This window comes from Streptomyces sp. NPDC001828 (assembly GCF_042892175.1).
Lineage (GTDB): Bacteria > Actinomycetota > Actinomycetes > Streptomycetales > Streptomycetaceae > Streptomyces.
This window is the reverse complement of sequence record NZ_JBIATV010000007.1, coordinates 137150-155121: the sequence shown is the minus strand read 5'-3', so window position 1 is coordinate 155121 and position 17972 is coordinate 137150. Positions and strand designations below refer to the sequence as shown.

Here is a 17972-nt window from a genome sequence, read left to right as displayed (position 1 = left end):
GCGCGTCAGCGCGAGGCCGCCCCTCCCACATGGGTAAGGGGCGCCCGCAATGGCGGACGCCCCTTACCCATGCCCAGCGTGCCTGTGGCCGGCCGATCAGTACCGACCCGTACCGGCCGGCACTGATCCCTACCGACGAGCGCTGACCCGTACCGGCCAGAGCTGATCCGTGCCGACCCGTACCGGTCAGCTCTGTGCGAGGAGCTGCTCCAGGACCACGGCGATCCCGTCGTCGTCGTTGGAGGCGGTGATCTCGTGGGCCACGGCCTTCAGCTCGTCGTGGGCGTTGGCCATCGCCACCCCGTGCTGGGCCCAACCGAACATCGGGATGTCGTTGGGCATGTCCCCGAACGCGATCGTGTCCGCCGCCTTGCGGCCGAGCCGGCGTGCGGCCAGCGAGAGGCCGGTCGCCTTGCTGAGGCCGAGCGGGAGCAGTTCCACGACGCCGGCGCCTGCCATGACCACGTCCACCAGGCTGCCGACGACCTGGCGGGTGATCTTCGCCAGAGCGTCGTCGTCGTACCCGGGGTGCTGGATGTAGACCTTGTTCAGGGGCGCCGACCACAGCTCGGTGAGGTCCTCGAAGGAGCGGACCGGGAGCGGGCCCTCCTGGACCTGGTAGCCGGGGCCGACCAGGACGTCGCCGTCGATGCCGTCGCGGCTCGCGGCGAGCGCGAGCGGCCCGATCTCGGCCTCGATCTTGGACAGGGCGAGCCCGGCGAGCTGGCGGTCCAGGGTGACCGAGGTCAGCAGCCGGTGTTCGCCGGCGTGGTAGACCTGCGCGCCCTGGCCGCAGACGGCGAGCCCGTCGTACCCGAGGTCGTCGAGGATGTGACGGGTCCAGGGGACCGCCCGGCCGGTCACCACGATGTGTGCGGCGCCGGCCTCGGTGGCGGCGGCCAGCGCGTCACGGGTGCGCTGCGAGACCGACCCGTCGGAGCGCAGCAGCGTCCCGTCGAGGTCGGTCGCGATCAGCTTGTACGGGAACGGGCGCCCCACGGCGGTGCTGACTTGGAGATCGGCTCCAGGCTGCATCTACTTCGGCTCCAGGACGGTGCGGCCGCCCAGGTAGGGGCGGAGCACGGCCGGGACGCGCACGGTGCCGTCGGCCTGCTGGTGGTTCTCCAGGATCGCCACGATGGTGCGCGGGACCGCGCAGAGCGTGCCGTTCAGGGTGGACAGCGGGGTGACCTTGCTCTTGCCGTCGCTGTTGTCGCGCATGCGCACCGACAGGCGGCGGGCCTGGAAGCCGTCGCAGTTCGAGGCCGAGGTCAGCTCGCGGTACTTGCCCTGGGTGGGGATCCAGGCCTCGCAGTCGAACTTGCGCGAGGCGGAGGAGCCGAGGTCACCGGTGGCGACGTCGATGACCTGGAAGGGCAGTTCGAGGGCGGTCAGCCACTGCTTCTCCCAGTCGAGGAGCCGCTTGTGCTCGTTCTCGGCGTCGTCCGGGTGGACGTAGGAGAACATCTCGACCTTGTCGAACTGGTGCACCCGGAAGATGCCCCGGGTGTCCTTGCCGTACGTTCCGGCCTCGCGGCGGAAGCACGGCGAGAAGCCGGCGTAGCGCAGCGGCAGCTTGTCCGCGTCGATGATCTCGTCCATGTGGTACGCCGCGAGCGGGACCTCGGAGGTGCCGACCAGGTAGTAGTCGTCCTTCTCCAGGTGGTACACGTTCTCGGCGGCCTGGCCGAGGAAGCCGGTGCCTTCCATGGCGCGCGGGCGGACCAGGGCCGGCGTCAGCATCGGGATGAACCCGGCCTCGGTGGCCTGGGCGATCGCGGCGTTGACGAGGGCGAGCTCCAGGAGCGCGCCGACACCGGTCAGGTAGTAGAAGCGCGAGCCGGACACCTTGGCGCCGCGCTCGACGTCGATGGCGCCGAGCGACTCGCCGAGCTCCAGGTGGTCCTTGGGCTCGAAGCCCTCGGCGCCGAAGTCGCGGATGGTGCCGTGCGTCTCCAGGACGACGAAGTCCTCTTCGCCGCCGACCGGCACGTCCGTGTGGACGATGTTGCCGAGCTGGAGGAGCAGGTGCTTGGCCCGCTCGTCGGCGTCGTTCTGCGCGGCCTCGGCGGCCTTGACGTCGCTCTTGAGCTGCTCGGCCTTCTTCAGGAGGTCGGCGCGCTCGTCCGGCGTGGCCTTGGGGATGAGCTTGCCGAGCGACTTCTGCTCGGAGCGCAGCTCGTCGAAGCGGAGGCCCGAGGACCTGCGCAGCTCGTCGGCGGAGAGCAGGGCGTCGACGAGGGCGACGTCCTCTCCACGGGCGCGCTGGGAGGCGCGAACACGGTCGGGGTCCTCACGGAGCAGGCGAAGGTCAATCACCCCTCCAGGCTACCGGTGCGCACTCCCCGCACCCCACCGGTATATCCCGTGTGCCCACGACGCGCGTGTCGCTTTGTCCGTATTGACCGAATTAGGAAACCTGGCCGTGGAATTCGCGGACCGGTCGCCGACGGGCGTCAAGAAAATCGGCGCTATTCCCCGGAAAGGGGCGCTTCCCGGACCGTCGTTGACCGACTCCCTTGCCATGCACCGGACTTGTCCACAGAAGTGCACAGCGCCGGAAACTTATCCACAGGCTGTGTGGAGCGTCTGTGGACTGCGGAAGAGATCGTTCCGAAAGCCGCATGCGCGACCCAGGATTCCCCTCCCAAACCCGTTCCACACACTCATTCGGGTGGGAATTGCTCGCTCTAAAGAGTCGATCAATGGAATTGAGGTGACAGAGGATGTCCTGGCGCCCTGTGGACTGATGTGTCGTCACTAGAGGGATTTGTCGACTGTGTCCGGTTGTGTTGTCGACTTACCCACAGGTCGAGAAGCAGGCCTGTGGATAACTTTGTGGACAATGAAAATCAGCAGGTAGGACCGGTTGTCGAGGCGTGCGGGGGCTGGGGACGACCGGCCCCGCGAGGCCCCCGCGAGGCCTCCCGAACGGGCTCGGGCGCGCCCGGCCTGAACGGCCCTACGCCCGCCCGTCCTGGCAGCGGGCCAGCCACTCCGCCGCTTCGACGAACTCCGCGTCCGAGGTGCCCGCCCGCAGCGCCCGTACGTCGTCGAGCGTCACCTCGGCCCTCGGGTACGAGCCGAGGAAGCGCACCTCGGGGCAGATCCGCCGCAGCCCCATCAGCGCCTCGCCCACCCGGCGCTCCGAGATGTGGCCCTCGGCGTCGATGGCGAAGCAGTAGTTGCCGATGCCCTGGCCGGTCGGCCGGGACTGGAGCAGCATCAGGTTGACCCCGCGCACCGAGAACTCCTGGAGCAGTTCGAGCAGGGCACCGGGGTGGTCGTCGCGCTGCCACAGGACGACCGAGGTCTTGTCGGCGCCGGTCGGGGCGGCCGGGCGGGCCGGGCGGCCGACGAGCACGAAGCGGGTCTGGGCGTTGACCGCGTCGTGGATGTCGGTGATCAGCGGTTCCAGACCGTACGTCGCCGCCGCGAACTCGCCCGCGAACGCCGCGTCGTAGCGGCCCTCCTGGACCAGTCGGGCGCCGTCCGCGTTGGAGGCGGAGGACTCCCAGAGGGCCTCGGGCAGGTTCGCCTTCAGCCAGTTGCGGACCTGGGGCTGGGCGGCCGGGTGCGCGGTGACGGTCTTGATGTCGGCAAGGCCCGTGCCCGGGCGTACGAGCAGCGCGAACTTGATGGAGAGCAGCACCTCGCGGTAGATCATCAGCGGCTCGCCCGAGACCAGCTCGTCCAGGGTGGTGGTGATGCCGCCCTCCACCGAGTTCTCGATCGGGACCAGGGCCGCGGCCGCGTCCCCGCCGCGCACCGCGTCCAGGGCGGCCGGCACGGACACCATCGGGACGAGTTCGCGGGTCGCGGCCTCGGGGAGCGTGCGCAGGGCGGCCTCGGTGAACGTGCCCTCGGGACCCAGATAGGTGTATCGCGTGGCGGACATGCACGTCACACTAATGGCCCGAAGTCACCGGCACCCACCGCTCCGTGCGAACGTCCCACCGGGCGGGCCCGCCCGCAGGACCGCCCGGCCGCGGCGGCCCGGGCTCATGACTCCAGAAGCCGCTGGCCCACGTACTCGTCGGCCCGCGGGCCGCCCGGCACCGCGAAGAGGCCGCTCGCCTCGTGCCGCAGGAACGCGGAGAGCGCGTCCCCCCGGTCGAGCTTGCGCTGCACCGGCACGAAGCCCTTGAGCGGGTCGGCCTGCCAGGCGACGAAGAGCAGTCCCGCGTCCGGGGTGCCGTCCGCTGCGATGCCGTCGTGGAAGGAGAACGCGCGCCGCAGCATGGCGGCACCGCCGTTCTGTTCGGGGGCGGCGATGCGGGCGTGGGCGTTCAGCGCGATGACCGGCTTGCCGTCCGGACCGAACTGGTCGAGCCGCATCTTCGTCGTCTCGGTACCGCCCGAAAGAGGTGCGCCGTTCGACTTCTTGCGGCCGATCACCTGCTCCTGTTCGGTCAGCGGCAGCTTCTCCCAGGGGTCCAGGAGCATCCGGATCCGGCGGACGACGGCGTACGAGCCGCCCGCCATCCACGCCGGCTGGACGGTGTCCGGTACGAAGACGCGCTGCTCGAAGTCGGCGTCGGCGGGCTTGGGGTTGTTGGTGCCGTCGAGCTGGCCCATCAGATTGCGGGCGGTCATGGGCTTCGCGGTGGCGCCCGGGGTGCGGTTGAAGCCGTTCATCTGCCAGCGCACCCTGGCCGCCGCACCGGCATCCTGCTGGATCGCGCGCAGCGCGTGGAAGGCGACCAGTGCGTCGTCGGCGCCGATCTGCACCCACAGGTCGCCGCCCGAGCGCTTCGCGTCGAGCTGGTCCGAGGAGAAGTCGGGCAGCGGGTCCAGCTGTACGGGCCGCCGGTCGGTCAGCTGCGTACGGTCGAAGAAGCTGTGGCCGAAGCCGAAGGTGACGGTCAGCGAGGACGGGCCCGCGTCCAGGGCGACGCCCGTGTCGGCGCCGCCTGCCGGCTCGCCCGCCATCAGGGCCTTGGCCGTGGCCGACCAGCGCCGCATCAGGGCGGCAGCCTCCTTGCGTCCGGCGCCGGGGGCCAGGTCGAAGGCGATCAGGTGGCCGGTGGACTGAAGCGGAGTGGTGATCCCCGCTTGATGTTTCCCGTGAAACATCACCTCCGTGGAACCGACCGACGCCAACGGGTCGGTGTCGTCCGGGCCTTCGACGGCCGCGTAGGCGGCGGCCCCGCCCGCCGCGCCGATCGCCAGACCGGCCGCGCCGACCGCGCCCACGGTGCCGAGGAGCTTGCGCCGGGAGATGTCGAGGGCGGGCTCGGCGGAGGCGGCCGGAGTCCGCGCTGTGGTCCCGGCGGTCCCGGCGTTCCCGGCGTTCTTGGTCTCGCTCATATCAGTTCAACGTCTCGCTCATGTCAGTCGACTCAGCCGATCTTGACGTTCTTGTCCACGGTGGTCTCGTCGATCTCGGAGGTGCGTACGGTCACCGAGATCTGCCAGTCGCCCGCCATCGGGATCTGTACGCCGCTCGCGCTCCAGTGTCCGGCGGTGATGCGGTCGGGCACGACGGGCAGCGGGCCCACCGACTTCGCGGCCAGCGTGAAGGCGACCTTCACCTCGGGGACGTCCTTGGGCTTGCCCGCCGGGTCCTGGAGGTAGACGTGCAGGTCGTTGGCGCCGGTGCGGCCCGGGTCGAGGGTGAGCTCGATGGTGCCCTTGCCGTTCTGGCCGCCGGTGTCGAACGGCAGCCGGATGTCGACGGGCCGGTCCGCGACGGCGACCTGGGACCCGGCTTTCGCCCGGTCCACGGCCTGCTGGGTGCGGGCGGGCTCGGTGGAGGTGAGGACCGTGGTGACGGCGAGCAGCACCACGGCGATGCCCGCCTCGGCGAGGACCGTGCGGCGCAGCCCGGTCCGCTCCGGGTCGGCATCGCGGATCCGCTTCTCGCGGGCGGTGCTCATCGCGGCCTGCTGGCGCGCGAGTTGAGCGGCCCGCTTGGCGTCCTTGCCGTCGTCCGGCACGGTGACGGGCTCGGTGACGGGCTCGGGCTCGCTCGCGCGCTGCTCGACGATGGAGGCGGCCTCGGCCTCCGGGGCGGTGTGCTCGGACAGGCGCGCGGTCCAGCGCCGCGAGACGGAGGCGGTGGCGACCAGGACGGCCACCAGGCCGACCTTGACGAGCAGCAGTTGACCGTAGGTGGTGTCGACGAGGGCCGACCAGGTGCCGACCTGCCGCCAGGACTGGTAGACGCCGGTCGCGGCGAGGACGGCCACGCTCCAGAACGCGATGCGCGAGAAGCGGAGTACGGCCGCGCGCTCGATGCCCGGGGCGCGGAAGAGGACGACGAGCAGGGTGGTGAGCCCGCCGAGCCAGGTCGCCACGGCCAGCAGGTGCAGTACGTCGACGGGCATGGCGATGCCGGGCTGAAGGCCCGTCGAGGCGTGCTCGGCGAGCGCCCAGGTCGCCGCGAGTCCGGCGGCGACCACGGTGCCGCCGATGGCCAGGCCGAAGCTGAGGTCCTTCTTCTCGGCCTCGTCATCGCGCTTGGCGTACGCGCCGAACAGGACGGAGACGAACAGCGCGGCGGCGCCGAGCAGCAGCAGCCGCGAGATGAGCGCCGCGCCCGGCTTGGTCTCCAGGACGGCCCGCAGCCCGTTGAGGTCGAAGGCGTCGGAGAGTTTCCCGGAGCCGGTGTAGGGGGTGCGCAGGAGCAGCATCGCGAGGGTGGCCGCGGTCATGGTGAGCCAGCCGCCGACGACGACGCGCTGCACCGGGCCGACCGTGGCGCCGCGCCGCCAGCAGGCGAGCACGAAGGCGGCGCCGCCGGTCAGCAGGACGAAGCCGGCGTACGCCGCGTAGCGCGCGATGCCGTAGAGGGCGCCGACGAGGCCGCCGCCCACTTCCTGGCTGGGGACGACCGCGGCGGTCGCGGAGGGGGCGCCGATGGAGAAGGTGAAGGCGCCGGAGACGGGGTGGCTGTCGGCGGAGATCGCCTGCCAGGCCACCGTGTAGGTGCCGTTGGGGATGCCGGTGCGCAGCCGGACGCCGTACTTGACGATGTCCCCGCTGCACAGGTTGACGAGTTCGGCGGTGTCGGAGCGCTTGCCCGTGGGGTCGAGGACCCGGATGGAGTTGGCGTCCAGGGCGACGCCCTCGGAGAAGGTGAGGGCGACCTGGGCGGGAGCGGTCGCGACCACCGCCCCCTCCTTCGGGTCGCTGCCGGTCAGTGCGGCATGCGCGGACGCGGGCACGGCGCCCGCGAAGAGCGCGCCGAGCAGCGCCACCATGACGAGCAGCAGCCGGATCGGGCCGCGGCTCGCGGTGGTTCGAAGGGGTGGGGCGGTGGCCGTCATGTCAGTCCCTCAAGTCCCTCTGGATGCCTCAGTGGTGCTTCGGGTTGTAGGTCGCTTCCTTCACCGGAAGGTCGACCTTGACCGGGTCGGCCTTCTCGAAGTGCAGCTCGACGGTGACCTTCTCGCCCTGCTTCGGCTTCTGCTTGAGACCCATGAACATGATGTGGCTTCCGCCGCGCTCCAGGTCCAGCTCGCCGCCTGCGGGGATGTCGAAGGACTTCACCTCCTGCATCTTCTGGTTCTTCGTCTCGTGGATCGTGATGTTGTCCGACAGGTCGCTGGTGACCTTGGTGAGCTTGTCGGCGGTCTTGCTGTCGTTCTTGACGACGAGGAAGCCGCCGGCCATGTCACTGGTCGGCACCGGCATGAACGCGTCGCTGACCTGGAGCTTCGGCTTGGCGTCGGCGCTGTCGGAACAGCCCGCGAGGGCCAGTCCCGCAGACAGGGCTATGACGGCGGCGACGGCGGGGCGGACGATGTGGGTGGTGCGGCGGTTCACGGGTTCTCCCCCTTGATGATCTTCGGCAGGTCCTTGCTGTAGTCGGCGACGGTGGCGTCCTCGCCGTACAGGACGTAGCCCTGGTCGGTCTTGGGGGAGAAGGCGATGACCTGGGCGCCGTGCATCGAGACGACCTTGCCGTCCTTGTCCTTGGTGGCCGGGTCGATGCCGATGCCGATCGAGCGGGCGCCCTTCTGGATGGTGGCGAAGTCGCCGGTCAGGCCGATGAAGGACGGGTCCTGGCCCTTGAGCCACTTGCCGAGCGAGGCGGGGGTGTCCCGGTCGGGGTCGGTCGTCACGAAGACGACCTGGAGCTTGTCCTGGTCGGCCTTGGGCAGCGCCTTCTTGGCGACGGCGATGTTGCCCATGGTGAGCGGGCAGACGTCGGGGCAGTTGGTGTAGCCGAAGTAGATGAGCGTCGGCTTGCCCTTGGTCTCGGCGCGGAAGTCGAACTTCTTGCCGTTGGTGTCGGTGAGGACGAAGTCGGGCTTGGTGAACGGCCGGTCGAGCAGCGTCGCGGCCTGGGTCTTCGCCGAGGCGGAGACATCGGCGACAGGGCTGTCCGAGCCGCTGTCGCCGCTGCCGCCGCACGCGGTCAGGGTGAGCGCCGCCGCCGCAGCCAGAGCTGCGGCGGTCAGCGCGGTCTTGGTGCGCATGGGGTGATTTTCCGGTCTTTTCCGGTCGAAGGTGTGCAGGGTGCGGATTACGCGGAGCGGCGGCGTCCGGCGAACACGCCGAAGGCCACTCCGGCGATGCCGACGACGATGCCCACGACGGCGAGCACCCGGGCGGTGGTGTCGGTGTCCGAGGACGACGAGGACGAGGCCTGGGCCTTCTGACCGGCGGCGCTCTTGTCGGCGGCGGGCGCCGCGTCGTCGTCGTCACCGCCGGCCGCGGCGGCCGTCAGCTTCAGGGTGGGGGCCGGGTTCGCGGGCTCCGCCGCGCCCTTCTTGGCCTCCTCGATCCAGCGCACGACCTCGTTGTTGTCGTACGTCTGCAGCGCCTTGAAGACGAGCTGGTCGGTGTCGGTGGGCAGCGAGCCGATGGACAGCGGGAACTTCTGGAACTGGCCGGACTCGATCGTCCCGCCGCTCCAGGTCACCTTGGTGACGGCCTCGTTGATCTGCTTGCCGTGCACGGTCAGCGGCTTGTCCAGCTTGGACTTGGTGACCTCGACGTTCCAGCCCGGCACCGGCTGCGGCATGACGGACGCCAGCGGGTGGTCGGCCGGGAAGTTGACCTCGACCTTCACCGTCTTGGCGTTGTCGCGCTCGTTGGGCACCTTGAAGTCGACGACGGCGTAACCGCCCTTGGCGGCCGCCCCCTCGGGCTGCACGGTGACGTGGGCGAAGGCCGTTCCCGAGAGCAGCAGGACGGACCCGGCGGCGAGGGAACCGACGACGGCGATACGGGTGCGCGAACGGGCAGCGTTCATGGCAGAGACACTCCAGTGAGCAGGAAGGGTGGGGACGTCCACCGCGCACGGGTGCACGGGGACCCGCGACACCACTCCTGCGGTACGTGAGGGGAGTGGGCCGCGTTCAGGCTGCGAGGGCGTACGCCGGGGGCGGGCCGCGCCTGATCACCGAGTGCTGAAGTGCCGCCCCGGGCAGGGGAAGCGGCTCGCGGAGGTCACCGGGGGAGACGCGCGGGCGCTGCCCGGCGGCCGCGAGGAGCCCGGCGCACAGGGCTGCCACGAAGGACAGCGCGCGGCGCAGGGAGCGTACGGAGGAGGCCTCGGCCGCGGCCGTGACGGACTCGGCGGCCAGGCGCACCGCCCCGAACAGGGCGACCTCGCCGCGCCGCAGCAGCCATCCGGTGGCGAGCGCCGCCAGCAGGTGGCAGAGCAGCATGGGCAGCGTCGGCAGGAGCGAGGCGGCGAGCGAGGCCGAGCCGGTACCGGCGCCCGTGGGGCCCGGCATCATCCCGGCCATGTGGGCCATGCCGGGCATCGCGGCGTGGCTCGGCGCCGTGACCCGGGCGGGGTCGAGGCCCGCGTCCGTGACGATGCGCTGCGCGTCCGCCGCGGTGAGCGGGGCCGCGCCGGCGCCGCAGATCAGCTTGGCGGCGAACCGGACCAGCGGGAGGTCCCCGGTGGATCCGGTGCCGGAGGCGGCGGCCGTGTGCTGGCCGACGCCGAAGAGCGTGTGGAGGCCGAGCTGTCCGGCCGCGAGGGCGCCCGCGATGGGCGCGAGCGAGCGCTCGCGTCCGGCGAGCGGTGCCACGACCGCGAACACCCCGAGGAAACCGGCGAGCAGCGTCCACCACGGGACGCTCGCACAGGCCGCCATGACGTGCCCCATCGCGGACAGCACGACGCAGACCGCGGCGAACACCGCGGCCCGGAGCAGCCGGAGACCGGCGCCTGCTGGGGCGTGGGGGGTAGACATGGCGGGGCCATCATCGCACTGCGCTTACCCGCTCCATACGGCAGGTCCGGAAGGTCGTCTTTGATACGGGGCGGGGGTTCCGGTACGGCGGAGGGGAGGCTTCCGGGGTGCTTTACACCGGCGCGAGGGGCGCGTACATCCGCCGAATGGGCGCCATCACGTCAAGAGGTGGCTTACCCAGGGGTAGTTGCGGCAATACTGCGCCCGTAGAGAGAAGGGCTATGTCGAGCCGCAGCCAGGAGGCTGGAGCATGAGCATCTGGTGGTCTCTCCACTTGCGGCGCGAGGCTGCGAGCGTTCCGCTCGCCCGTCGTCTTCTGCTCGGCACGATGGAGACCGCCGGGGTCGATCCCGACATCTCCTACGACCTGTCGGTCGCCCTCAGCGAGGCGTGCGCCAACGCGGTCGAGCACGGTGGGGATCCGGTGTCGGGCGGCGCGTCGGCGGACTACCGGGTCACCGCCTACCTCGACGGCGAGAAGTGCCGCATCGAGGTCGCCGACTCGGGGCCGGGCTTTCCCGTCCGTCGCGGCCGGCGCCCCGCGCTGCCGGCCAGGGCCGGCGCCCTGGCCGAACACGGCAGGGGCCTCGGCCTGATCGAGCAGCTCGCCGACCATGTGCACTTCAGAAACCGGCCGGGCCGGGGCGCGGTGGTCAGCTTCGACAAGATCCTGAAATGGCGCGAGGGCGCGCTGCTCAAGGTGTCCTGAGCGGCGCGCCCCCGGCGCGGACGAGCGGACCAGCGGTGCACCTCAGTGGTGCGCCGGCCGGCCAACAGGCAAGCGATCAGGCCTGCTTGACCTGGGCCATCCACGCCTCGACCTCGTCAGCGCGGCGCGGCAGCGCGGCGGACAGGTTCTTGTTGCCGTCCTCGGTGACCAGGATGTCGTCCTCGATCCGGACGCCGATGCCCCGGTACTCCTCGGGCACGGTCAGGTCGTCGGCCTGGAAGTAGAGACCGGGCTCGACCGTGAGGCACATGCCGGGCTCCAGGTCGCCGCCGACGTACGTCTCGGTGCGCGCGGCCGCGCAGTCGTGGACGTCCATGCCGAGCATGTGACCGGTGCCGTGCAGGGTCCAGCGGCGCTGCAGGCCGAGCTCCAGGACCTTGTCGACGTCCAGGTCGCCGAGCAGACCCCACGAGACGAGCTTCTCGGCGAGCACGCGCTGGGCGGCGTCGTGGAAGTCGCGGTAGGCGGCGCCCGGCCGGACGGCCGCGATGCCGGCCTCCTGGGCCTCGTACACCGCGTCGTAGATCTTGCGCTGGAGCGGCGAGAACGTGCCGTTGATCGGCAGGGTGCGGGTGATGTCGGCGGTGTAGAGCTCGTTGGTCTCCACGCCGGCGTCCAGGAGCAGCAGGTCGCCGGAGCGGACCTCGCCGTTGTTGCGCACCCAGTGCAGGGTGGTGGCGTGCGGTCCCGCGGCGCAGATCGAGCCGTAGCCGATGTCGTTGCCCTCGACGCGGGCGCGCAGGAAGAACGTGCCCTCGATGTAGCGCTCGCTGGTCGCCTCGGCCTTGTCGAGCACCTTGACGACGTCCTCGAAGCCGCGGGCGGTCGAGTCGCACGCCTTCTGCAGCTCCGCGATCTCGAACGCGTCCTTCACCAGGCGCGCCTCGGAGAGGTACACGCGCAGCTCTTCGTCGCGCTCGGCAGTGACCTTGTCGGTGAGCGCGGCCTCGATGGCCGCGTCGTGGCCCCGCACGTTGCGGACCGGACCGCTTGCCTCCGCGAGGGCGCCGGCCAGCTCGCGGACGTCCTTGGCGGGCAGCCCGAGCAGCTGCTCGGCCTCGGCCAGGGAGTGGCGGCGGCCGACCCACAGCTCGCCGGTGCCCGACAGCCAGAACTCGCCGTTCTCGCGGTTGGAGCGGGGCAGCAGGTAGAGCGTGGCCTCGTGGCCGTCGCCGGCGGGCTCCAGGACGAGGACGCCGTCCTCGGTCTGGTCACCGGTGAGGTACGCGTACTCGGTGGAGGCCCGGAAGCTGTACTCGGTGTCGTTCGAGCGGGTCTTGAGGTTGCCCGCGGGGATCACCAGACGCTCGCCCGGGAAGCGCCGGGAGAGCGCGGCGCGGCGGTCGGCGGTGTGGCCGGCCTGCGCGATCGGCTCCAGGCCCCGCAGCTCGGTGTCGGCCCAGCCGGACTTCATGTTCTCGGCCAGCTCGTCGGAGACGCCCGGGTACAGGCCGTTCTTCCGCTGCTGGATCGGCTTCTCGTCGGTGGTCTCTTCCGGGATCTCCGGGCTGAGCTCCTCTGACACGTCTGCTCCTTGGTACGACACTGGGCCGCCTTCCATCGTACGGGCGTACGGAAGGGGGTCCAGGGTCCTAGTGCCTCTTACCGAGGCGCTGGGCGTGTCCTAGGCGAAGCGGGCCGCGAGCATCACCACGTCCTCGGCGCCGTCCGTCTCGTCGAGGCCGTCGGGGAGCACGGTGCGCAGCACGTGGTCGAGCACGGCGTCCGGGTCGTCGCGGATCGCCCTGGGGACGCTCGCCGCGGCCGCGTGCAGCCGGGCGAAGGCGCGGTCCATGGGCTCGCCGGTGCGGTGCAGCAGCCCGTCCGTGTACAGCAGCACCGTTTCTCCGGGGTCGGGCGAGAGCTCCACGCTCGGCGCCTCCCAGCAGGCCAGCATGCCGAGCGGCGCCGAGAGCGAGGTCTCCACGAACTCGGTGCGACGGTCCCCGATGACCAGCGGCGGGGCGTGCCCGGCCCCGGCAAGGACGATCTTGCGCCGGGCGGGCTCGCAGTAGGCGAACAGGGCGGTCGCCGAGCGGGCGGGCTCGGTCAGGCGCAGCAGCAGTTCGAGGTCGGAGAGCACGGCGACCGGGTCCTCGCCCTCCATGACGGCGTACGCCCGCAGGCTCGCGCGCAGCCGTCCCATCGCGGCCACGGCGCTGGGCCCGGCGCCGGTGACGGAGCCGACCGCGAGGCCGAGCGCGCCCTCGGGCAGCGGCAGTGCGTCGTACCAGTCGCCGCCGCCGCGCGGGCCGGTGCGGTGGCGGGCGGCCAGCTGGACGCGGGCGACCCGGGGCAGCCGGCTGGGCAGCAGCTCCTCGGCGACGGTGGCCACATGGGTGCGGGCCCGCTCCAGCTCGACGAGGCGGGCCAGGTGCTCGGCCGCGTACCGGACGTAGAGCCCGGCCAGGTGCCGCTGGCGCTCGACGGGCTCCGCGCTCTCGTCGTACAGCCAGACGGCGGCGCCGAGCCGGCCCGCCGTCTCGGTGCTGAGCGGGAGCGCGTAGCTGGCGGCGTAGCCCAGGCGGGCCGCGACCTCACGGTGGCGCGGGTCGATGCCGTCCGGGTCCGCCATGAGGTCGGAGCCGCCGTCGGCGTCCGGGAGGCCGTCCAGGATGCGGCCGTACGCGGTGGCGCTGCGCGGCACGGTCTCGATGTGGCCGAGGTCGGCGTGGGCGAGCCCGAGCCCGTTGGTGACGGCCGGGCCCAGCCCGTCGGAGGGTTCGAGGACGACCAGGCCGCGGCGCGCGCCGACCAGGGCCGCGCCCGCCTTCAGGAGCTCGTCGAGGGCATCGCCGAGGACGGTCGTGCGGGCGAGGCGCTCGGTGAGTTCGTGCAGCGTGGTGAGGTCGGAGACCCAGCCGGCGAGGCGGTCCTGGAGCACCGCCCCCGGCGGGGTGGCGGGTGAGGGCAGAGGCGCATGAGTGTGCGCGGGGGGCGGAACGGCTGGATCGATTCCAGCCACTTTCGGCAGGTGAGGGGCGCTCATGGCAGCCGGCTTTCCGACTGGTCGATTCTGCGCAATAGCATCGCAAACCCCCATGTCATTCTGCGCCGCTATCAATGCATCCACATGTACACGCACAAGTGAGGGGATGTCCAGCATTGTCATAGCGGGACTATTGGTGTTGGTGGGGCGTTGAACTTGGCCAAAAAATGACCCTGGTGGCCCAGTGCTGCGGTCGACTGAAGCCGTTCAACTGTGCGTCGTTTCAACCGCGTTGGGTACGTAATCGGTGTGGTCCGGGGCAGTTGAGAGCGCCTCGGAACCTTGTGGTCGGCCTGAGCGTCTTAAGAGCCGTCCGGCCACGCCCCATCCCCGAGCGGCGGGGTTTTTGTACGCAGGACGGCAAGCGCCACGTACGCGCCACCCTTCGCCATGCTTTAAATGGTTACGGGCAGTGGCCGTCGCAACCAGTGGTGACCGCCCATGTTCGGTCCTGGCGGGCTCCCCGTACCGCATGCTCACAGAGCGAGTACGCGCAGTGAAGAGATGCACACATGGTGTGATGTGAACTCGGCGTTCAACGGAAAGGAACGAGCGCCCATGCGCGAGATCCTCGGAAGGCGACGCAGGTTCCGGCTCCGGCGCAGTGAAAGGGCTGCTCAGCTCGGCGCCGCGCTGACCTGTGCGACCCGATGGAAATGGCCCGTGCTCCCCGGCGTGGGACTGGCCGCGGACGGGCGCGGCTGTGCCTGTCCCGACCCTGAATGTGTGGTGCCAGGGGCGCACCCCTTCGACCCCGTACTGCTCGCGGCGACCACCGACGAGCGCATGATCCGCTGGTGGTGGACGAACCGGCCGGACGCGCCGGTCCTGCTCGCCACCGGCGCCGGCGCGCCCTGCGCGATCAGCCTTCCGGCCCTCGCCGGAGCCCGGGCGCTCGCCGCCCTCGACTCCATGGGCGTGCGGCTCGGCCCGGTCGTGGCGACCCCCACCCGGTGGTCGCTCCTGGTGGCTCCGTACTCGATGGAGCGCCTGGGCGAGCTGCTCTACTCCAAGGACTGGGTGCCCAGTTCGCTGCGCTTCCACAGCGAGGGCGGCTATCTGGTGCTGCCCCCGTCGCGGACCGGCAAGGGGCAGATCCGCTGGGAGCGGCCCCCGCTGGGGTCCGCCGGACTCTGGCTGCCGGATGTGGAGACGGTGGTGGACGCGCTCGTCGAGGCGAGCACCAGCGCCCCGGACGGCGGGAGCCGGCTGGCGTACTGAGAGCGGGGGGCCCCTGGAGGCGGGCGGGAGCCGGGGGCGCCCAATGAGCGAGAAGGCGGTCCGGTTCCCGGGCCGCCTTCACTCTTTCGGGTGTGAGCGGGCCCTGGTTGTACGGGAATTGGGCGTGCGCATCGCGGGGCGCCCGGTTTCCGTGGATATCTTCGGCCCACCATCAGGAATTCCAGGGCAGGCGGGTCCCCTCCATGAATCTCCAGCACCTCCGCATGGCCGGGCTCGCCGCCGTCGTGGTGGGCACCGTGCTGCTGCCGCTCGCCGCCTCCGCAGGACCCGCGGGCGGCCCCGAGAGGAAGGGCGCGGCGGATGACGCAAAAAGCCCCCTCGCGGGGGCCGTCGGACGGGCGAACAAGCCACTGGGCCGGGCCGCACTCGACGCCACCGCCCAGTGCGGGCCCGAACTGGTCTCCCCCGAAGGGGTCGAGGCGCAGACCTGCGTACTGGGCCGGGGGCGCGACACCTGGGCGCGTACCTACTACCGCAACGCCACCGGTCAGGAGCTGCGGGCGGTGCTGACGCTGATGGGCCCGGGCGGGCGGACCGTCGAGACGAACTGCCAGGTCGCGGCCGACGACCAGCCGGATTCCTGTGAGACCCCGCACGAGAGCTGGGCCGAGGGAGCCGAGGCCCGTTCGGCGATCGCGGAGTTCTCGGGAGCGGGAGAGGACTCACCGCTGCTGCTGCGTTCCGGTAGCAACTCCCCGGAACCTGCGGCTCGTTGACCGAACCCGCACATGGAAGGGCCCGGTCGCTGGCGACGGGGGATGCACCAGCGACCGGGCTCTTAGAACGGTAACAAGAGATCGGTCGTTCGCAAATTCGATCTCGGTAATTCGGACACCGATTTACCTGTGGGTACGGGGAGTTGTGACAGGAGTCACCTGTTCCCGGGCCCGAACCGCCCTTGCCGTCACTCTCAGCTGAGGGTCACTTGGCGGTTGGTGAGCCCGCCGCGCGCCCGGCGCTCCTCGGCGGTGAGGGGCTCCTCGCTCGCGAGCGCCCCGGCGAGCCGCTCGGCGAACTCGGCGGCCGGCTTCTCGCACTCCTCCGCGCCCATGTCGCTCGGCAGGTCCCACACCGGCACGGTCAGACCGTGCGCCCGGAAGGAGCCGACGAGACGGGTGCCCTCGCCGAGCGAGGACGTCCCGGCCGCGTGCAGTCGCGCCAGCGCGTCGAGCAGCTTCTCCTCGGGGTGCGGCATGACCCACCGCAGGTGGTTCTTCTCGGGGGTCTCGCACCAGTACGAGGAGTCGACCGACTTCAGCCGCACGGTCGGGATCGCGGCGGCGTTGGCGCGCTCCAGGGAGGCCGTCACCTCGGTCGCGGCGCTCTCGGCGTCCGGCACCCAGAACTCGAAGCCCGTGTGCACCTCCGGCTCGAAGGCCGCGTCGGGGTCGAGCAGGTCCTGCAGGCGTACGCCGTCGGACTCGGCGCGCTGGGCGGCGACCGGCGAGCCGGGCTCGGCGACCAGGGCGCGCTTGAGGGTGTCCGCCAGGTCGCGGCTGAGGTCGCCGGAGGGGGTGTCGTTCTGCAGGCCGAGCAGCACCGAGCCGTCCTCGCGCCGCAGCGCCGGCCACGCCATCGGCAGCACGGTGGCGAGCGTCACCGCCGGCACGCCCTCGGGCAGGCCGTCCTTCAGGGTCAGCGGGACGGTCGCGGCCGGGACCAGCTCGCGCAGCGCGACCCAGTCGCACTCGCCGGCCAGGCCCTCGAAGGGGCGCTGGACCAGCTCGGTCACGGCGTGCGAGGCGGCCCGCCCGTGACAGGCCTTGTAACGGCGGCCGGAGCCGCAGGGGCAGGGCTCACGAGCCCCGACGACCGGGATTTCCCCGTCGCTGATCTGCGGCTTGACGGCCTTCGCCTGGGGACGCTTCTTGGCCATGGTGGGGCTCACTCCCGACTGCGGTGGTGCGGTGTCGCTGGGTCGGGCGCGAGCCTAGCCGCACGGACCGGCCCCGGGTGGCCGGGCCGGTCTCCCGGCCCCGCCCCGGAGGCGGCCGACGCCCCTCCGGGCCGCCCGCGCGGCCGGCCCCCGGGCCCGCTCCGGGGTCGGAGCCGGGCGCGGCCGGGCCGGGTCCGCGGTCGGTCGTCGTCCCCGGTCGGTCCGGTCCGTCGGGGCGACCGGTCCGTCGAGGTGACGGGTCCAGACTGCCGAGGCGACGGGTCCAGACCGTCGAGGCGACGAGTCCAGACCGTCGAGGCGGTCAGTCCAGATCGTCGAAGGCGTCCGCGAACTCCAGCGCCGCTCCCGGGCCCGCAACGCGCGTAGCGAAATCGTCGTGGCGGTGCCCCGCCAAGAGGATCACCCACACGGTCACCTCGCCGGACGCGCTGTCCCGGACACCCCAGTCCTGGGCGAGGGCGCTGATGATGTTCAGCCCCCGGCCGCCGCGCGCGGTCACCGACGGTGTCGCCGGGACCGGTCTGGTCGGGCCGCCCCCGTCCGTGACCTCCAGGGTCAGCCGTCCCGCCTTGTCGATTCGCCAGGCCGCCTTGACATCGCCGTCCCCGATGTCCGCCCGCCCCAGCGGCCTGCCGTGCCGGCAGGCGTTGCTGAGCAGTTCGGACAGGATCAGTACGGCATCGTCCACGACCGGCTCGGACACCCCGCTGCCGAGCAGCTGCTCGCGCATCGTGTGCCGTGCCTTGCCCACGCCCGCAGGGCCATGGGGTACGGCCATGCTCGACGACGTGGGCACCTCCTGTGCCACCACCAACGCCACCCCCGAGACCTCCTTCGCCCCACGCCACGGTGTGGATGCCCCAATGGACTGGACCGGAAACCGGCCAACCGGCGACGGGAGACGCATTCGTCACGGTCGAACACGGAGCGAACGCGCCGGTGCACTCCTTGTAA

The 17972-nt window shown here is 71.6% G+C and carries 16 protein-coding genes; 3 read left to right on the top strand and 13 right to left on the bottom strand.

Annotated features, from left to right (window positions below; genetic code table 11):
* Positions 1-186: 186 nt before the first annotated feature.
* From ACFYZA_RS20990 to ACFYZA_RS20950, 9 genes are all read right to left on the bottom strand, one after another.
* The gene (locus ACFYZA_RS20990) at positions 187-1035 is read right to left on the bottom strand and encodes an HAD family hydrolase (RefSeq protein WP_382582982.1); all 849 of its coding nucleotides are present in this window, start codon (positions 1033-1035) and stop codon (positions 187-189) included.
* Entirely contained in the window at positions 1036-2319 is a 1284-nt protein-coding gene (serS, locus tag ACFYZA_RS20985; RefSeq protein WP_382582979.1) for a serine--tRNA ligase, read from the bottom strand. It lies immediately after the preceding gene.
* 643 nt (positions 2320-2962) lie between these two features.
* A complete protein-coding gene (gene pheA / locus ACFYZA_RS20980) occupies positions 2963-3898 on the bottom strand; it encodes a prephenate dehydratase (protein WP_388492093.1) in 936 nt (311 codons plus the stop codon).
* Positions 3899-4002: 104 nt separating this feature from the next.
* Positions 4003-5310, bottom strand: a complete 1308-nt coding sequence (efeB, locus tag ACFYZA_RS20975; protein ID WP_388492091.1) for an iron uptake transporter deferrochelatase/peroxidase subunit — start codon at positions 5308-5310, stop codon at positions 4003-4005.
* Between the two features lie 32 nt (positions 5311-5342).
* The gene (locus ACFYZA_RS20970) at positions 5343-7271 is read right to left on the bottom strand and encodes a copper resistance CopC/CopD family protein (RefSeq protein ID WP_388492089.1); all 1929 of its coding nucleotides are present in this window, start codon (positions 7269-7271) and stop codon (positions 5343-5345) included.
* Between the two features lie 28 nt (positions 7272-7299).
* A complete protein-coding gene (locus tag ACFYZA_RS20965) occupies positions 7300-7770 on the bottom strand; it encodes a copper chaperone PCu(A)C (protein WP_388492088.1) in 471 nt (156 codons plus the stop codon).
* The gene (locus ACFYZA_RS20960) at positions 7767-8426 is read right to left on the bottom strand and encodes an SCO family protein (RefSeq protein ID WP_388492086.1); all 660 of its coding nucleotides are present in this window, start codon (positions 8424-8426) and stop codon (positions 7767-7769) included. The genes ACFYZA_RS20965 and ACFYZA_RS20960 overlap by 4 nt, the downstream gene beginning before the upstream one ends.
* A 47-nt stretch (positions 8427-8473) precedes the next feature.
* Positions 8474-9205 carry a YcnI family protein gene (locus ACFYZA_RS20955; RefSeq protein WP_388492085.1) on the bottom strand — a complete coding sequence of 244 codons (732 nt, stop codon included), beginning with the start codon at positions 9203-9205 and terminating at the stop codon, positions 8474-8476.
* Between the two features lie 106 nt (positions 9206-9311).
* Positions 9312-10160, bottom strand: a complete 849-nt coding sequence (locus tag ACFYZA_RS20950; protein WP_382582958.1) for a hypothetical protein — start codon at positions 10158-10160, stop codon at positions 9312-9314.
* 250 nt (positions 10161-10410) lie between these two features.
* Here ACFYZA_RS20950 and ACFYZA_RS20945 point away from each other — a divergent pair, with 250 nt between their 5' ends.
* Entirely contained in the window at positions 10411-10869 is a 459-nt protein-coding gene (locus ACFYZA_RS20945) for an ATP-binding protein (protein ID WP_382582955.1), read from the top strand.
* A 76-nt stretch (positions 10870-10945) separates the two neighbouring features.
* On the opposite strand, the gene ACFYZA_RS20940 is transcribed toward ACFYZA_RS20945, so the two are convergent.
* Together ACFYZA_RS20940 and ACFYZA_RS20935 are read right to left on the bottom strand one after the other, a co-directional pair.
* On the bottom strand, positions 10946-12415 hold the full coding sequence (locus ACFYZA_RS20940) for an aminopeptidase P family protein (protein ID WP_382582952.1): 1470 nt from the start codon (positions 12413-12415) through the stop codon (positions 10946-10948).
* 99 nt (positions 12416-12514) lie between these two features.
* Entirely contained in the window at positions 12515-13996 is a 1482-nt protein-coding gene (locus ACFYZA_RS20935) for a PP2C family protein-serine/threonine phosphatase (protein WP_388492274.1), read from the bottom strand.
* Between the two features lie 441 nt (positions 13997-14437).
* Between ACFYZA_RS20935 and ACFYZA_RS20930 the strand changes: the two genes are divergently transcribed.
* Positions 14438-15100 carry a bifunctional DNA primase/polymerase gene (locus tag ACFYZA_RS20930; protein WP_382582949.1) on the top strand — a complete coding sequence of 221 codons (663 nt, stop codon included), beginning with the start codon at positions 14438-14440 and terminating at the stop codon, positions 15098-15100.
* Positions 15101-15303: 203 nt separating this feature from the next.
* On the top strand, positions 15304-15837 hold the full coding sequence (locus tag ACFYZA_RS20925; protein ID WP_382582946.1) for a hypothetical protein: 534 nt from the start codon (positions 15304-15306) through the stop codon (positions 15835-15837).
* A gap of 194 nt (positions 15838-16031) precedes the next feature.
* On the opposite strand, the gene ACFYZA_RS20920 is transcribed toward ACFYZA_RS20925, so the two are convergent.
* Positions 16032-16997, bottom strand: a complete 966-nt coding sequence (locus tag ACFYZA_RS20920) for a DUF5926 family protein (protein ID WP_388492082.1) — start codon at positions 16995-16997, stop codon at positions 16032-16034.
* A 322-nt stretch (positions 16998-17319) separates the two neighbouring features.
* Positions 17320-17925 carry an ATP-binding protein gene (locus ACFYZA_RS20915; RefSeq protein ID WP_382582940.1) on the bottom strand — a complete coding sequence of 202 codons (606 nt, stop codon included), beginning with the start codon at positions 17923-17925 and terminating at the stop codon, positions 17320-17322.
* Positions 17926-17972 lie beyond the last annotated feature (47 nt).

Excerpts from the sequence above, each read along its gene's own strand:
- ACFYZA_RS20960 (WP_388492086.1), bottom strand. The coding sequence starts at position 8,426 with ATGCGCACCAAGACCGCGCTGACCGCCGCAGCTCTGGCTGCGGCGGCG.
- ACFYZA_RS20920 (WP_388492082.1), bottom strand. The coding sequence starts at position 16,997 with ATGGCCAAGAAGCGTCCCCAGGCGAAGGCCGTCAAGCCGCAGATCAGC.
- ACFYZA_RS20935 (WP_388492274.1), bottom strand. The coding sequence starts at position 13,996 with ATGCTGGACATCCCCTCACTTGTGCGTGTACATGTGGATGCATTGATA.
- ACFYZA_RS20970 (WP_388492089.1), bottom strand. The coding sequence starts at position 7,271 with ATGACGGCCACCGCCCCACCCCTTCGAACCACCGCGAGCCGCGGCCCG.
- ACFYZA_RS20915 (WP_382582940.1), bottom strand. The coding sequence starts at position 17,925 with ATGCGTCTCCCGTCGCCGGTTGGCCGGTTTCCGGTCCAGTCCATTGGG.
- ACFYZA_RS20925 (WP_382582946.1), top strand. The coding sequence starts at position 15,304 with ATGAATCTCCAGCACCTCCGCATGGCCGGGCTCGCCGCCGTCGTGGTG.
- efeB (WP_388492091.1), bottom strand. The coding sequence starts at position 5,310 with ATGAGCGAGACCAAGAACGCCGGGAACGCCGGGACCGCCGGGACCACA.
- ACFYZA_RS20990 (WP_382582982.1), bottom strand. The coding sequence starts at position 1,035 with ATGCAGCCTGGAGCCGATCTCCAAGTCAGCACCGCCGTGGGGCGCCCG.
- ACFYZA_RS20955 (WP_388492085.1), bottom strand. The coding sequence starts at position 9,205 with ATGAACGCTGCCCGTTCGCGCACCCGTATCGCCGTCGTCGGTTCCCTC.
- ACFYZA_RS20950 (WP_382582958.1), bottom strand. The coding sequence starts at position 10,160 with ATGTCTACCCCCCACGCCCCAGCAGGCGCCGGTCTCCGGCTGCTCCGG.
- pheA (WP_388492093.1), bottom strand. The coding sequence starts at position 3,898 with ATGTCCGCCACGCGATACACCTATCTGGGTCCCGAGGGCACGTTCACC.
- ACFYZA_RS20945 (WP_382582955.1), top strand. The coding sequence starts at position 10,411 with ATGAGCATCTGGTGGTCTCTCCACTTGCGGCGCGAGGCTGCGAGCGTT.
- ACFYZA_RS20930 (WP_382582949.1), top strand. The coding sequence starts at position 14,438 with ATGCGCGAGATCCTCGGAAGGCGACGCAGGTTCCGGCTCCGGCGCAGT.